Genomic DNA, 12,419 nt, shown 5'->3' with positions numbered 1-12,419 from the left:
TCACTCGACTTCCAGCCACGGGACCTCCATCAGCGGCGGGATGTGCGTCTCGATGTGGTGTTCCCACACGCCCTCCTCGCCGAACGCCTCACCGTGGTCGGCGGTGACGACGACGGTGCCGTCGAGCTCCTCGACGAGCTCCGCGACCGATTCGAGTGCGATCCGCAGGTTCTCCTCGTAGAGCCGGAGCGCGGTGACGCGGGTCCCGTCTTTCACGAGGTCGGCCGGGTCGAGCTCCAGCCAGAGCCCCGCCTTCTGCGCGAACTCGCTGTCGTCCAGCCGGCTCTCGATCTTCGGCCGGACCGAGTCGCTGAGCGAGGAGAGGAGGCCGCCGTCGTCGCTCTCGCTCCCGTCGCCGTCTCCCTCTTCCTCCTCCTGCCGTTTGATCCCCTTCTGAATCTGCTTGAGCTTCTGGCCCTTCCCGCGAGAGAGGTACGGGGCGTGGGGCTGCATGTAGTGGAGCACCGTGCGATCGGCGCGCTCGACGGCGTCGAGGTTGTTCCGGTACGCCTCCGCGAGCCCCTCCGGCGGGACCGTGCCGAGGTCGTCGTCCCAGCCGGTCTTCCAGACGTCGTGGATGTCGCTGATGTGCTCGGAGGCGGTCCACTCGTAGTCGCAGCTCGCGCCCCACTTCAGCTCGTTCAGCGGGATCCCGAGGTCGTTGATGAAGGGATTCCCCGAGAAGTAGGCGATGTCGTGGTCGCCGGTGAACGTCCGGTAGGCCCACTCCGGGGTCGACGAGCCGACGCTCCAGCGCTTCTCGAGGTCGCCGTCGAGGTACTCGTCGTACACGTCCTCGAACACGTCGTAGCGACACGCGTCGAGGACCAGACAGTAATCCCACTCGGACTCGAGGAACCGCTGGTCGTCCATAGGTTGCGCTACCGTACCCGACCGACCGTTGTATTCTTGTTGGTGCTCGGCCGCGGGGAGCCGCCCGGGAATCGCCGGACTGGACCGGTCCGCGGCCGACCGCGGCGATCAGACGTTTCAAGTTCGGCAGCGACGCAGGGGCCGTATGGACGGGACGCGTCGCCGCGGGCTGGTGATCGGGGGGGTCGCGGCGATCGCGATCCTCGCGGTGTTGTTCGTCGTCGTCGGCGCGGACCGCGTGGTCGACACGCTGCTCGCGGCCGACCGCGGGCTGGTCGCAGCGACGTTCGGGCTCGCGCTCTGCTGGCTGCTCGCGTGGAGCCTGATGCTCAGGACGGTCCTCGGCGCGGTCGAGGTCGACCTCCCGGTAGCCACGTCGTTCCTCGTCTACGCCGGCGCAGTCTTCGCGAACAACGTCACGCCCTTCGGACAGGCCGGGGGCGAGCCGGTCGCCGCGGCGCTCATCGCGAAGGTGTCCGGGTCTCGCTACGAGACGGGGCTGGTCGGCATCGCCAGCGTCGACGTGCTCAACGTCGTCCCCTCGATATCGCTGGTCTTCCTCGGCGTCGGCGCCTACGCCGCCACCGCGGCCGTCGGCGAGCGCCTCGGGGTCGCCGTCGCCGTCGCCGTCGCCCTGATCGCGGCGATCGCGACCGCGATCGCCCTCGGCTGGCGCTACCGCCGGGCGATCGTCGACCGCCTTCCGGCCGCGGTCGGCGGACTCCTCGGTCGACTGAGGCGGTTCGACGCGGCCGCGGTCGAGGCGGCGCTCGCGACGCGATTGGAGAACTTCTTCGCGGACATCGAGCGCGTCGGCACGAGCCCCCGCCGCCTCGCGGCCGCGGTCGGCCTCTCGCTGACGGGGTGGACGCTGCAGGCGGCCGCGCTCGCCGTCGCGTTCGCCGCCGTCGGGAGCCCGATTTCGCCGGAGGTCGCGCTGTTCGCAGTCCCGCTCGCGTACGTCGCGGGCGCCACGCCCCTCCCCGGCGGGCTCGGCGGTATCGAGGCGGCGTTCGTCGCGCTGCTCGTCCCCACCACGGGCGTCGCCGCGTCGACCGTCACCGCCGCGGTGCTCGTCTTCCGCGGCGCCGTCTACTGGCTTCCGATGCTGATCGGCGGCCTCTCGGTCTCGGCGCTGGGGATCGAGGCGGTGCGGTGAGAGAGCCGGGAGCGCGAAGCGGGTGGCGGAACGCCCGCGACGACGTCAGATTTCCCTCGACGGTTCGCCGTCAGCCGCCGTCGGCCTCCGCGACGCCGGTCAGTTCGTCGACCGCGAGCCGGACGAGCGCGAACATCGCGTCTTCCGGCGCGTCGAACACGTGGTAAAACGGGATCTCGATGTCGCGCTCGGCCTGACTGACCGAGCGGTCGCCCGGGCGGTGCGTGTCCAGGTCGTCGACGGCGCTGCGGTGTTCCGGTCTGCCGCGCGCGATGACGCTCGTCCACCCCGCCTCGGTCTCGGCGGCGACGACGAACGTCGCGCGCTCCGTCGCGTCGATGAACTCCCGCTTGCGGCTTCCCGGGGCGTATCCGAGCCGAAAGTACACGTCTCGATCCGCCGGGTCGTACGTGAACGCCACCGGGACGGCGTAGGACTCGTCTCCCTTCGCCAGCGAGAGGGTCCCCACGGACTGCGATTCGAGGAACGACTCGATCGCCGCGTCGTCGAGCGCCTCGGCCGTCGGCCGACTCATACGTCGACATGTGCCAGTAGCATCCTAAATCCATCGCGGGCGAGTCCGTCGGCGTCCGCGATCTCGGTTCCGTCCGCGCCGTCGGCGGCCGGGCACTCGATCGAACGCCGGACGACCGCCCGCCGGTCGATTCGGCTCAGAAGAACAGCCACAGCACGAGCAGCACGTACAGCGCCAGCAGCGCGATCACCGTCAGCCGGATGAGGATGTTGACGCTGAAGACGAGCCCGTTGTAGTCGTTTTTCAGCAGCTTGAGCGGCTCCGTCTTCTCGCTTTCGAGTCCGATCGTCGCCGGGGAGACGTCGTCGATCGCGCGCTGGACCGCGGCGTCGAGCGCCTCGACGTTCGACCGGGTCTTGTTCGCGAGCTCGTGGACCGAGGCGTGCGTGTCGGTCGAAAACACGAGCACCTCGTCGAACTCGCCGCGGTAGCCGGCCGCGAGCTCGCGGATGTCCGGGGTGACGCCGTTCGTGTCGATCCCCATCGTGAGCACGTCCTGGCCGTCGACGGACTCGGCGATCGCGACCATGTCCCGGTCGTCGCGGACGACCTCGAAGCCGGCGGCGTACTCGTGGAGCGGTTCCTCGGCGAGCCGCTCGCGGAAGTCGTCGAAGTGACGCTTCAGCCGGTCCGCCTCGCTCGACCCGTACTGGACCTCCTTCGTCGGCCCGTCCTGGATGTCGTGCTTGTGGAGGTCGACCAAGAGCAGCTCGGAGCCGTCGACGTCGCGGGTGAAGACGCCGGTGTCGTAGTCGTCGATCCCCTCGCTGTGGAGGTAGACGACCTCCCTGTCGCCGAACCGGCGGCCGTAGAACTCGACCTCGCCGTAGTCCCCGTGGACGAGCCGCGAGGCGCGGCCGACGCCCTCCGGGTCGCCGACCGCGTCGAGGATCTTCCCGGCGTCGGTCGGGTTCGAGAGGTCCTCCTTGTGCGTGCAGGGAACGTGGAGGAAGAAGCCGTCCCGGTCGCCCTCGTTCAGCGCGTCGATGACGTTCCCGCTGAGCTGGCCGCCGCCGAACCCGCCGAGCGGCCCGGGGTGGACCCACGGCGCGGCGAGGGTCAGCCGGTCCCCGTTGTCGATCGCGAGCGTCTCGACGGCGGGCTCGGCCTCGACGCCGAGGTCGAGCGACTCCCGGTCGTTACGGAGGATACCGGACGTGAGCGCGAACGCGGAGACGTCCGTGTTGCTCCGGATGAGATAGTCGACCAGGGCGAGCACGGAGACGAGGAACCCGGCCGCGATCAGCAGCGACGCGAACGCGAACACGTGCCGGTACGTCGAGAAGCCGAGGTCCGCGCCCCCGAACGCGTAGAACGCCGCGATCAGCGCCGCCGGCTCCGCGAGCGACACGAGGAGGATCCGCTTGTAGCGGTCGATCCCCACCGACACGACGAGCGCGAGGATGTTGATCAGGTAGACGGTGATGAAGAGGAGCCAGACGATGCTCCACGCGTTCCCCACGTCGTTGGCACCGGAGAGCACCAGCGCGTAGACGAAGAAGACGAACTGGTTGGCCAGTGCGAGGAAGAAGCTCCACGACCGCGGGTAGCTGGGAAGCAGGCGGTGGAACAGCTCGCCGGCGAACAGGAACGGCAGGACGAAGAGGAGGGCGGCGACCGGGAGGACGCTCTCGGGCGCCGGCACGACGAAGATCGACATCGACAGCGCGGCGTACGAGACGAGGCTGTAAATGACGCCGAGCCCGATCAGCGCCGGGAGCTGTAGCTTCAGCGGCGGGACGCTGAACACCAGCCGCTGGAAGACGTCGACGTTGTCCGCCCCCATCTACGAGGTCACCCCGTAGATCGACTCCAGCTCGTCTATCGTGCGGGTCACGGAGAACCCCTCGACCGCCTCCCGGGTCCGGCGGTCGCCGTCGAGGCAGTCCCGCACCGCTCGCTCCATCTCGTCGAGGTCACCGTACGCGAACCGGGCGCCGTTGGCCTCGCCGATGGTCTCGTCGAACGGGGAGACGTCGGCCGCGGCGACCGGGGTCCCGCAGGCGTTCGCCTCCAGCGTCGAGAGCCCGAGGGTGTCGCAGGTCGAGGCGGTGACGAAGACGTCGAGCGCGGAGTAGAACGCCGGCAGGTCCTCGCGCGGGAGGAAGTCGCGGAATCGGGCGTTGTCCGGGGCGTCGCCTTCGAGGGCGTCCCGCACCGGTCCCTCACCGACGAGCTCGAAGCGGGTATCCGGCATCCGCTCGGCCAGCCGGAGAATTTCGTCGACGTTCTTGTTGCGGGTCATCCGGCCGCTGTAGCCGACCGTCGGCTCGTCGCGCTCGAACCGCGAGCCCTCCACGGGGCGGAACGTGTCCGTCTCGATGCCGACCGGGAGCCTGCGCGGGGCCACGTCGCGCCGGATCCGCGACGTCGAGGCGGTGACGCAGTCGAACGAGCGGAGGAACCGGTTCTCGTAGGCGACGTACAGGCGCCCGGCGACCTCGGAGAGCGACTCCAGCTTGAGCCCCTGGACGAAGTAGTCCTCGACCGGCGTGTGGTGGGTGTAGACGGACTTCACGCCGCGCTTCTTCGCGTATCGGCGCCCCATGAGTCCGGTCGACGCCGGCCCGTGACAGTGGACCACGTCGAGGTCGGGCAGCGTCGAGAGCCGCCGGTAGAGCGGGACGCGGTACTGGCGGTAGAAGGGGTTCGGCAGCGATCGGACGGGGAGCTCCCGCTCGTCCGGTTCGTGGCTGCTCGCAGGATAGACGACGTACACGTCGTGGCCCCGGTCCTCCAAGCGGTCGCGCCACGCGCGGATCGTGTAGGTGACGCCGTCGACGCCGGGGAAGTAGCTGTCGGTGAAGAATCCGATGTTCATGCGAGGGTCCGTCGTCCGCGCGTCCGCCGGAGGCCGCTCTCGGGAGGGGCGTCGGCGGCGTTCTGACGCGTCGGCTCGCCGGGCGCGGCGTTCGGGGAGGGCGAGAGTCGGCCGGGCCGCGGCGACGCGTCGGGGTGTCCAGCGGGTCGCACGGGTTCTGTCTCTCGAATTCTCCGTCGGATAGCTTCAACATTTTCATTCCGAGCGCGGAGGGCACGGGCCGCTCCGGCGGCGTCCCGGTTGCGCCTCGGCGGCGCCCCGGTCCCGCTCGCGGAGCGGGCCGCCGCGACGGCGACCCCACGCTTAATCCGACGGGGCGCGGATCCCGACGCATGATATCGACGGAGCGCATGGCCGCGGTCGACGCCAACGCCTCGGCCCTCGGCGTGCCGCGCAAACAGCTGATGGAGTCGTCGGGCAATGAGGTCGCCCGCGAGGTGCGCGCGGTCGCCGACCCCGGCGCCGAGGTCGCGTTGCTCTGCGGGCGCGGGAACAACGGCGGCGACGCCTTCGTCGCCGCGCGGTTCCTCTCGGCGTACGACGCGACGGTCCACCTACTCGGCCGTCCGGAGTCGATCCGGACCGACATCGCGCGGGAGAACTGGGCGGCGCTCGGCGCGGCCGAGGTCCCGACCGAGACCGTCACCGACTCGGCCGACCTGTCGCTCGGCGACCCGGACGTCGTCGTCGACGCGATGCTCGGCACGGGCGTGACCGGCGCGCTCCGCGAGCCCGAGCGCACGGCGGCGCGGCTGGCGAACGGGAGCGACGCGACGGTCGTCGCCGTCGACGTCCCGAGCGGGATCGACGCCGACACGGGGGAACCGACCGGGGGCGACGCCGCGGTCCGCGTCGAGGCCGACCGCGTCGTCACCTTCCACGACGAGAAGCCAGGGCTCGGGTCGCTCGACGCGGCGGTGACGGTCGCCGACATCGGGATCCCGGCGGCCGCGGAGCGGTACGCCGGCCCCGGCGACCTGCTCGCGCTCGGGCGGGATCCCGATTCTCACAAGGGCGAGAACGGCGAGGTGCTCGTCGTCGGCGGCGGTCCCTACGCCGGCGCGCCGTCGCTGGCCGCGCGGGCCGCGCTCCGGGCCGGCGCCGACCTCGTGCGCGTCGCCTGTCCGGAGACGGTCGCGCGGACGGTACAGGGGTACTCCGCCGACCTGATCGTCCGCGGGCTCGCCGGCGACCGGATCGGCCCGGCCCACGTCGACCGCGTTCGGGAGCTCGCCGCCGACAACGACGTGGTCGTGCTGGGTCCGGGGCTGGGACGCGGCGACGGCGCGCGGGAGTTCGCCCGCGAGTTCCTCGCCGGCCACGACGGCCGGGCCGTCGTCGACGCCGACGCGCTTCGGGCGGTCCCCGAGGTCGACACGGACGCCGAACTGGTCTGCACGCCGCACCAGGGCGAACTCGTCGGGATGGGAGGCGAGACGGCCGAGGACCCGGACGAGCGCGCCGAACTCGTGCGGGCGTTCGCCGCCGACCTCGGCCACACGCTCCTCGTGAAGGGCGCGGTCGACGTGGTCAGCGACGGCGACGCCGTCCGGCTGAACCGGACGGGGAACCCGGGGATGACCGTCGGGGGGACGGGCGACGTGCTCGCCGGGACCGTCGGCGCGCTGGCGGCCGTCACCGACCCGTTCCGGGCGGCCGTGGTCGGCGCCTACGCCAACGGGCTGGCCGGCGACGCCGCGGCCGACGAGTTCGGGAACGGCCTCGCGGCGACGGACTTACCCGACCGGCTTCCCGAGGCGATGCGTGATGAGTGACGATCCCGCGGACGAGCTGACCCACACCGACGCGTCCGGCGAGGTCCGGATGGTCGACGTGGGCGACAAGCCCGACACGAGCCGGCGCGCGGTCGCGCGCGGCGAGATCCGACTGACGCCCTCGACGGTCGCGGCCGTCGAGGCCGACGAGGTCGGAAAGGGGGACGTGCTGGCGACCGCGCGGGTCGGCGCGGTGCAGGCCGTCAAACACACGTGGGAGACGATCCCGATGTGCCACCAGATCCCGATCACGAACGTCGACACCGACTTCGCCGTCGGCGACGACCGGATCGAGCTGACGGTCGCCGTCGAGACGACCGGCAAGACCGGCTGCGAGATGGAGGCGCTGGAGGGGGTCACCACCGGGCTCAACGTCGTCTGGGACATGGTGAAGGCCGCCGAGAAGGACGCCGACGGCGGCTACCCCGACACCCGCATCTCGGACGTCGAGGTCGTCGCAAAGGAGAAGCGGGCGCTCGGCGACGGCGACGACTGATACCGGCTCGGTCAGCGGTCGATAAAGGGCGGGATCACGACCTCGGCGCGCTTCTCGTCGCCGCGCACGACCACGCTCACCTCGGTCCCGGGGTCGGCGTAGCTTTCGTGGAGGTAGCCGAGGCCGATCGGCTCGTCGAGCGTCGGGCTCATGGTCCCGGAGGTGAGGTGACCGACCCGCGTGAGGTCGCCGTCGGTCACGGCGTAGCCGTGTCGCGGCACGCCTCGCTCCAGCAGGCGAACGCCGACGAACCGCTCGTCGATCCCCTCCTCTTTCTGCCGCTCCAAGGCGTCGCGGCCGACGAACTCCGTGTCGAGCTTCACGACGAAGCCGATCCGCGCCTCGTAGGGGGTTCGGGGCTCGTCGTCTGGGTCGAAGTCCTGCCCGGAGAGGAGGTACCCCATCTCCGTCCGGAGGGTGTCGCGGGCGCCGAGCCCGCAGGGCTGCGCGGTCGGCGCGCTCGCGTCCCCGTCGCCCTCGTCGCCGGCGAAGGCCCCCCAGACGCCTTCGGCCGCGTCGGCCGGGCACATGACCTCGAAGCCGTCCTCGCCCGTGTATCCGGTGCGGGCGACCCAGCCGTCGACGCCGGCGATCGCGGCGACGGTCGCCTCGAACTTCGAGAGGCCGACGACGCGGTCGGCCGGGGTCGCGCCGTCGACCGCGTCGGCCGCGTCCGGCCCCTGCACGGCGAGCATGGCCCAGTCGTCGGTGGCGTTCGCGACGGTCGCGTCGAGCCCGGTCTCGTCGCGGTAGTCGGTCCACCGGTCGGTCATCTGGCCGTCGTGGCCCGCGTTCGGGACGAAGAGGTACGCGGGGTCGCCGTCGCCGGCGTCGAGGGCGCGGTCCATCCCGGCGAGCGCGTCGGCGCCCGATCCGGCCTCCACCCCGTCGGGGAGTCGGTAGACGACGGTGTCGTCGAGCATGACGCCCTCGTCGTCCGTGATCGCCGCGTACTGCGAGTCGCCCGGGCCGAGCGCCGTCGCGTCGTTGGTCGTCAGGCGGTCCATCAGCGTCGTCGCGTCCGGGCCGGAGACCTCGACCTCGCCCATGTGCGAGACGTCGAAGACGCCGACCGACTCCCGGACCGCGGCGTGCTCCTCGCTGATCGAGTCGAACTCGACCGGCATCTGCCAGCCGCCGAAGTCGGTGAACGTCGCGCCGCGCGCCTCGTGTGTCTCGTGGAGGGGCGAAAGCCGATCGGTCATGGCGGAACGGTCGCCGGGACGCGCCTAAGGTCTTACCATCGGGACGGGTCCGACGCCCTGAGGCACCGGGGGAGGGCCGCCGACAGCCTCAAGCCGCTCCCTCTCTCCTCCCCTCACGTGAACCGGAAGGTCTCCGGACTCCTCGCGCCCGCCGCCGCGGTCCTGCTCGTCGCCCTCGTCGTCGCGGCGGCCGCCGGCTCGTGGCCCCCGTTCGTCGCCGTCGAGAGCGGGAGCATGGAGCCGACCGTCGAGCGCGGCGACCTCGTCGTCGTCACCGCGACGGAGCGGTTCCCCTGGGGCGGGCTCGCCGGGCACGCGCAACCCGGCGCGCCGACGCGACTCGGCGGCAGGGGCGACGTGGTGGTGTTCGATCCCCCGGACGCGGAGCGGCGCCCGATCCTCCACCGGATCGCGTTCCCCGTCAGCGCGGGCGAGGACTGGACCGACCGCGCCGACCCGGCGCTGCTCGACGGCGACTGCGACGACATCGCGGCCTGTCCCGCGCCCCACGACGGGTACGTCACCTACGGGGACGCCAACGGCGAGTACGACCAGAGCGCCGGGATCGCCCCGGTCGTTCGCGAGGAGTGGATCTCGGCCAAGGCGCTGGTGTCGGTGCCGAACCTCGGCTGGTTCCGCGTCGGCGTCGACGCCGGGATCGCCCGGCTCGGTCTCCTGCCGACCGCCGTCGGCGTCGGCGGCGCCGCGGCGATCGCGGGCGGCTTCGGCGCGGTGCTGATCGGCCGGATCGGTCGCGGGCGCAACGGGTCGCGGAGGTGAGGGGCCGCGGACGTGAGAGCCACCGAGGGGACGGGCCGCGAAAACGACGGCGGCCGCGACGCGTCACTCCGGGTCGGAATCCGTGACCGCGCCCGAGTCGGCCTCCGCGTCGACCGCCGCCGCTGTAGCGTCGGCGTCGTCGTGCGACCCGCGTCCGGTCGCGTCGTCATCGCCGCCCTCGTCGATGGTGACCGACCCGTTGGCGGCGTTGCGGAGGGCGTCGGACCGCCCGAACTCGCCGGGCGCGATCGCGAGGGTTCGGATCCCGTAGCCGTTCGCCGCCTCGACGACGGGCTTGAAGTCGGTGTCCCGGGAGGCGATCGCGAGGACCGACATCCGCTCCTCGGCCGCGAACCGGGCGGCGTCGACCGCGAGCTTCACGTCCACGTCGCCGCTCGTGATCACGACCTCGAACCCGCGCGCCTCCGCGGCCTGAATGAGCCCCGGCGTCGCGTGCTCGTCGAGGTAGAGCCGCGTCGTCACCAGCGGCCCCTCGGCCTCGGCGGCCCGGCGCACGTCGTCGAGGTCGACGTCGAACTCCTCGCGCAACACGTTGGGACCGTCGACGAACAGCGCCACGCCGACCGGCTCCTCGTCCTCCCGGCTGGATTCCATGTCCCGCTGTCCGCGGCGGGCGGAAATATGCGTGCTGGTCCGCGGCCGGTCGCGGCGTTATACACCTTATATCCGTTTTACGACCTCATCGACGACCGTAGAGAATATACGGAGTATTGAAGTAGGATGTCCAAGAATAACGAGTTAAGATGTCGAACCACGACACCTTCACCGTCATTTCCGAACAGAACGATCACGAATGCACCACGCTTCGTGCACATCCCCGCAACGAGACGTACCACGTCGTCGACTACGCCGACGACGACGCGCGCGACGCGGTCGCCGATCTGCCCGTCGGTTCGGTCGTAAAGATGGAACTGTCGCGCGCGGGCCGCCGCAGCAACGTCTGGCGCGCCGAGTCGGTCCGGACCGCCCACACCGACGGCGGGAGCCCGGAATAGCAGGCTCTGCGCTCCAGGCGGTTCGTCGCCCTCGCGTTGCTGCAGTCGTCTCTTATCTCCTCTCTGTATAAACGTCGAGCGCCGCGGCTCCAGCTTACCGGTCGCCCGTCAGCCGCGGATTCGTCACGGCGCCGTCGGCCGCGGAGGCGAAGTCGCGGGCGTACTTCGCGAGGATCCCGCCGTCGTACTGCGGCGCCGGCGCCTCCCACTCCTCGCGGCGCTCCGCGAACTCCTCGTCGGAGAGGTCGACCGAGAGGTCGCGCTCGGGGATGTCGACGGTGACGTGATCGCCGTCCTCGATGAGGCCGATGGGCCCGCCGTCGGCCGCCTCGGGGGCGACGTGCCCGATCATCGGGCCGCGCGTCGCGCCGGAGAAGCGGCCGTCGGTGAGCAGCGCCACGTCGTCCTCGTGGCCCGCGCCGACCACGGCAGCGGTGACGCCGAGCATCTCGCGCATCCCCGGGCCGCCGGTCGGCCCCTCGTTGCGGATCACGATCACGTCGCCAGAGTCGACCGCGCCCGACTGGACGTACTCCATCGCGTCCTCCTCGTGCTCGAACACGCGGGCCGGCCCCTCGTGGTAGAACTCGTCGTCGCCGGTCACCTTCAGCACCGAGCCGTCGGGCGCGAGGTTCCCCTTGAGGATCTTGATGGCGCCCTCCGCCTCCTTGGGGTCGTCGACGGTGTAGAGGAAGTCGGCCTCGACCTCGTCGTCGTCCGGGAGGTCGCCGCGCTCCTCCAGCTCGGCGAGCTCCTCGGCGAGCGTGCGACCGGTGACGGTCATCGCGTCACCGTGGAGCAGGTCGGCCTCCAGCAGGCGGCGGAGCACGACCGGGACGCCGCCGACCTCGTGCAGGTCGTTCATCACGCGGCTCCCGCCGGGCTGGAGGTCGGCGATCTTCGGCGTGCGCCGCGAGATCTCGTCGAAGTCCTCGATCGAGAGGTCGACGTCGGCCTCCGCGGCCAGCGCGAGCAGGTGGAGGACGCCGTTCGTCGAGCCGCCGATGGCGGTCTGGAGCGCGATCGCGTTCTCGAACGACTCCCGCGAGAGGACGTCCGAGGGGCGACGGTCGTTCTCGATGCAGTCCAAGACGAGCTCGCCCGCGCGCTCCGCGACCTCGTACCGCTCCGTATCCTCGGCGGGCGCGGAGGCCGACCCGAGCGGCGCCATCCCGAGCGCCTCGGAGATGGACGCCATCGTGTTGGCGGTGAACATCCCGCCGCACGAGCCCGCGCCGGGGCAGGCGTGGCGCTCCAGGTCGTCGAGCTCCTCGCCGCTCATGTCGCCCTCGGCGTAGGCGCCGACGCCCTCGAACACCTGGACGATGGTCACGTCGCGCCCCTCGTGCTCGCCGGGCATGATCGAGCCGCCGTAGAGGAACACGCTCGGCAGGTCGGTGCGGATCGACGCCATCAGCATCCCGGGGAGGTTCTTGTCACAGCCCGCGACGGTCACCAGCGCGTCCATGCGCTCGCCGAACGAGACGAGTTCGACCGAGTCGGCGATGACCTCCCGCGAGATCAGGCTCGCCTTCATCCCCTCGGTCCCCATCGAGATGGCGTCCGAGATCGTGATCGTCCCGAACTCGATCGGCATCCCGCCCGCCGCGTCGATCCCGTCGATCGCCGCGTCGGCGACGTCGTCGAGGTGGACGTTACACGGCGTGATGTCGGCGGCCGGGTTCGGGACGCCGACGATCGGCGAGGAGAGGTCCTCGTCGTCGAACCCCATCGCCCGGAACATCGAGCGGTGCGGGGC

Annotated in this window: 12 protein-coding genes; 5 read left to right on the top strand and 7 right to left on the bottom strand. The window is 71.4% G+C overall.

Going from position 1 to position 12,419, the window contains the following annotated elements; genetic code table 11:
* Positions 1-873, bottom strand: coding sequence for a hypothetical protein (locus tag SD626R_RS12680; RefSeq protein ID WP_092566711.1), 873 nt, complete (start codon positions 871-873; stop codon positions 1-3).
* 145 nt (positions 874-1,018) lie between these two features.
* On the opposite strand from SD626R_RS12680, the gene SD626R_RS12675 reads away from it, so the two are divergent.
* Positions 1,019-2,032, top strand: coding sequence for a lysylphosphatidylglycerol synthase transmembrane domain-containing protein (locus SD626R_RS12675; protein ID WP_092566710.1), 1,014 nt, complete (start codon positions 1,019-1,021; stop codon positions 2,030-2,032).
* 70 nt (positions 2,033-2,102) lie between these two features.
* On the opposite strand, the gene SD626R_RS12670 is transcribed toward SD626R_RS12675, so the two are convergent.
* The 3 genes from SD626R_RS12670 to SD626R_RS12660 all read right to left on the bottom strand — a co-directional run bounded on the left by SD626R_RS12670 (position 2,103) and on the right by SD626R_RS12660 (position 5,388).
* A complete protein-coding gene (locus tag SD626R_RS12670) occupies positions 2,103-2,567 on the bottom strand; it encodes a pyridoxamine 5'-phosphate oxidase family protein (RefSeq protein WP_092566709.1) in 465 nt (154 codons plus the stop codon).
* 136 nt (positions 2,568-2,703) lie between these two features.
* The gene (locus SD626R_RS12665; RefSeq protein ID WP_092566708.1) at positions 2,704-4,353 is read right to left on the bottom strand and encodes a DUF2070 family protein; all 1,650 of its coding nucleotides are present in this window, start codon (positions 4,351-4,353) and stop codon (positions 2,704-2,706) included.
* Positions 4,354-5,388: a glycosyltransferase gene (locus SD626R_RS12660; RefSeq protein WP_092566707.1), complete on the bottom strand. Its 1,035-nt coding sequence runs from the start codon at positions 5,386-5,388 to the stop codon at positions 4,354-4,356.
* A gap of 332 nt (positions 5,389-5,720) precedes the next feature.
* Between SD626R_RS12660 and SD626R_RS12655 the strand changes: the two genes are divergently transcribed.
* Positions 5,721-7,163, top strand: coding sequence for an NAD(P)H-hydrate dehydratase (locus tag SD626R_RS12655; RefSeq protein WP_092566706.1), 1,443 nt, complete (start codon positions 5,721-5,723; stop codon positions 7,161-7,163).
* Entirely contained in the window at positions 7,156-7,659 is a 504-nt protein-coding gene (moaC, locus tag SD626R_RS12650; RefSeq protein ID WP_092566705.1) for a cyclic pyranopterin monophosphate synthase MoaC, read from the top strand. The genes SD626R_RS12655 and moaC overlap by 8 nt, the downstream gene beginning before the upstream one ends.
* A gap of 11 nt (positions 7,660-7,670) precedes the next feature.
* Here moaC and SD626R_RS12645 read toward each other — a convergent pair whose 3' ends face one another.
* Positions 7,671-8,864 carry a glycine cleavage system aminomethyltransferase GcvT gene (locus SD626R_RS12645; protein ID WP_092566704.1) on the bottom strand — a complete coding sequence of 398 codons (1,194 nt, stop codon included), beginning with the start codon at positions 8,862-8,864 and terminating at the stop codon, positions 7,671-7,673.
* 117 nt (positions 8,865-8,981) lie between these two features.
* Here SD626R_RS12645 and SD626R_RS12640 point away from each other — a divergent pair, with 117 nt between their 5' ends.
* Positions 8,982-9,644: a S26 family signal peptidase gene (locus SD626R_RS12640; protein WP_092566703.1), complete on the top strand. Its 663-nt coding sequence runs from the start codon at positions 8,982-8,984 to the stop codon at positions 9,642-9,644.
* A 63-nt stretch (positions 9,645-9,707) separates the two neighbouring features.
* Here the strand turns inward: SD626R_RS12640 and SD626R_RS12635 are convergent, their stop codons facing one another.
* A complete protein-coding gene (locus SD626R_RS12635) occupies positions 9,708-10,259 on the bottom strand; it encodes an NYN domain-containing protein (RefSeq protein WP_092566702.1) in 552 nt (183 codons plus the stop codon).
* A gap of 149 nt (positions 10,260-10,408) precedes the next feature.
* On the opposite strand from SD626R_RS12635, the gene SD626R_RS12630 reads away from it, so the two are divergent.
* Positions 10,409-10,660, top strand: a complete 252-nt coding sequence (locus SD626R_RS12630; RefSeq protein ID WP_092566701.1) for a DUF7999 family protein — start codon at positions 10,409-10,411, stop codon at positions 10,658-10,660.
* Positions 10,661-10,754: 94 nt separating this feature from the next.
* Here SD626R_RS12630 and ilvD read toward each other — a convergent pair.
* On the bottom strand, positions 10,755-12,419 hold a 1,665-nt coding region (gene ilvD / locus SD626R_RS12625; protein WP_092566700.1), incomplete at its 5' end, for a dihydroxy-acid dehydratase.

The sequence above is a fragment of the Halorubrum sp. SD626R genome, from assembly GCF_001261915.1.
In the GTDB taxonomy this organism is placed as follows: domain Archaea; phylum Halobacteriota; class Halobacteria; order Halobacteriales; family Haloferacaceae; genus Halorubrum.
The sequence above is the reverse complement of the archived record's forward strand: the minus strand, read 5'-3'. Positions and strand labels throughout refer to the sequence as shown.

Coding starts and splice junctions, on each gene's coding strand:
- SD626R_RS12680 (WP_092566711.1), bottom strand. CDS start 873: ATGGACGACCAGCGGTTCCTCGAGTCCGAGTGGGATTACTGTCTGGTC.
- SD626R_RS12675 (WP_092566710.1), top strand. CDS start 1,019: ATGGACGGGACGCGTCGCCGCGGGCTGGTGATCGGGGGGGTCGCGGCG.
- SD626R_RS12670 (WP_092566709.1), bottom strand. CDS start 2,567: ATGAGTCGGCCGACGGCCGAGGCGCTCGACGACGCGGCGATCGAGTCG.
- SD626R_RS12665 (WP_092566708.1), bottom strand. CDS start 4,353: ATGGGGGCGGACAACGTCGACGTCTTCCAGCGGCTGGTGTTCAGCGTC.
- SD626R_RS12660 (WP_092566707.1), bottom strand. CDS start 5,388: ATGAACATCGGATTCTTCACCGACAGCTACTTCCCCGGCGTCGACGGC.
- SD626R_RS12655 (WP_092566706.1), top strand. CDS start 5,721: ATGATATCGACGGAGCGCATGGCCGCGGTCGACGCCAACGCCTCGGCC.
- moaC (WP_092566705.1), top strand. CDS start 7,156: ATGAGTGACGATCCCGCGGACGAGCTGACCCACACCGACGCGTCCGGC.
- SD626R_RS12645 (WP_092566704.1), bottom strand. CDS start 8,864: ATGACCGATCGGCTTTCGCCCCTCCACGAGACACACGAGGCGCGCGGC.
- SD626R_RS12635 (WP_092566702.1), bottom strand. CDS start 10,259: ATGGAATCCAGCCGGGAGGACGAGGAGCCGGTCGGCGTGGCGCTGTTC.
- SD626R_RS12630 (WP_092566701.1), top strand. CDS start 10,409: ATGTCGAACCACGACACCTTCACCGTCATTTCCGAACAGAACGATCAC.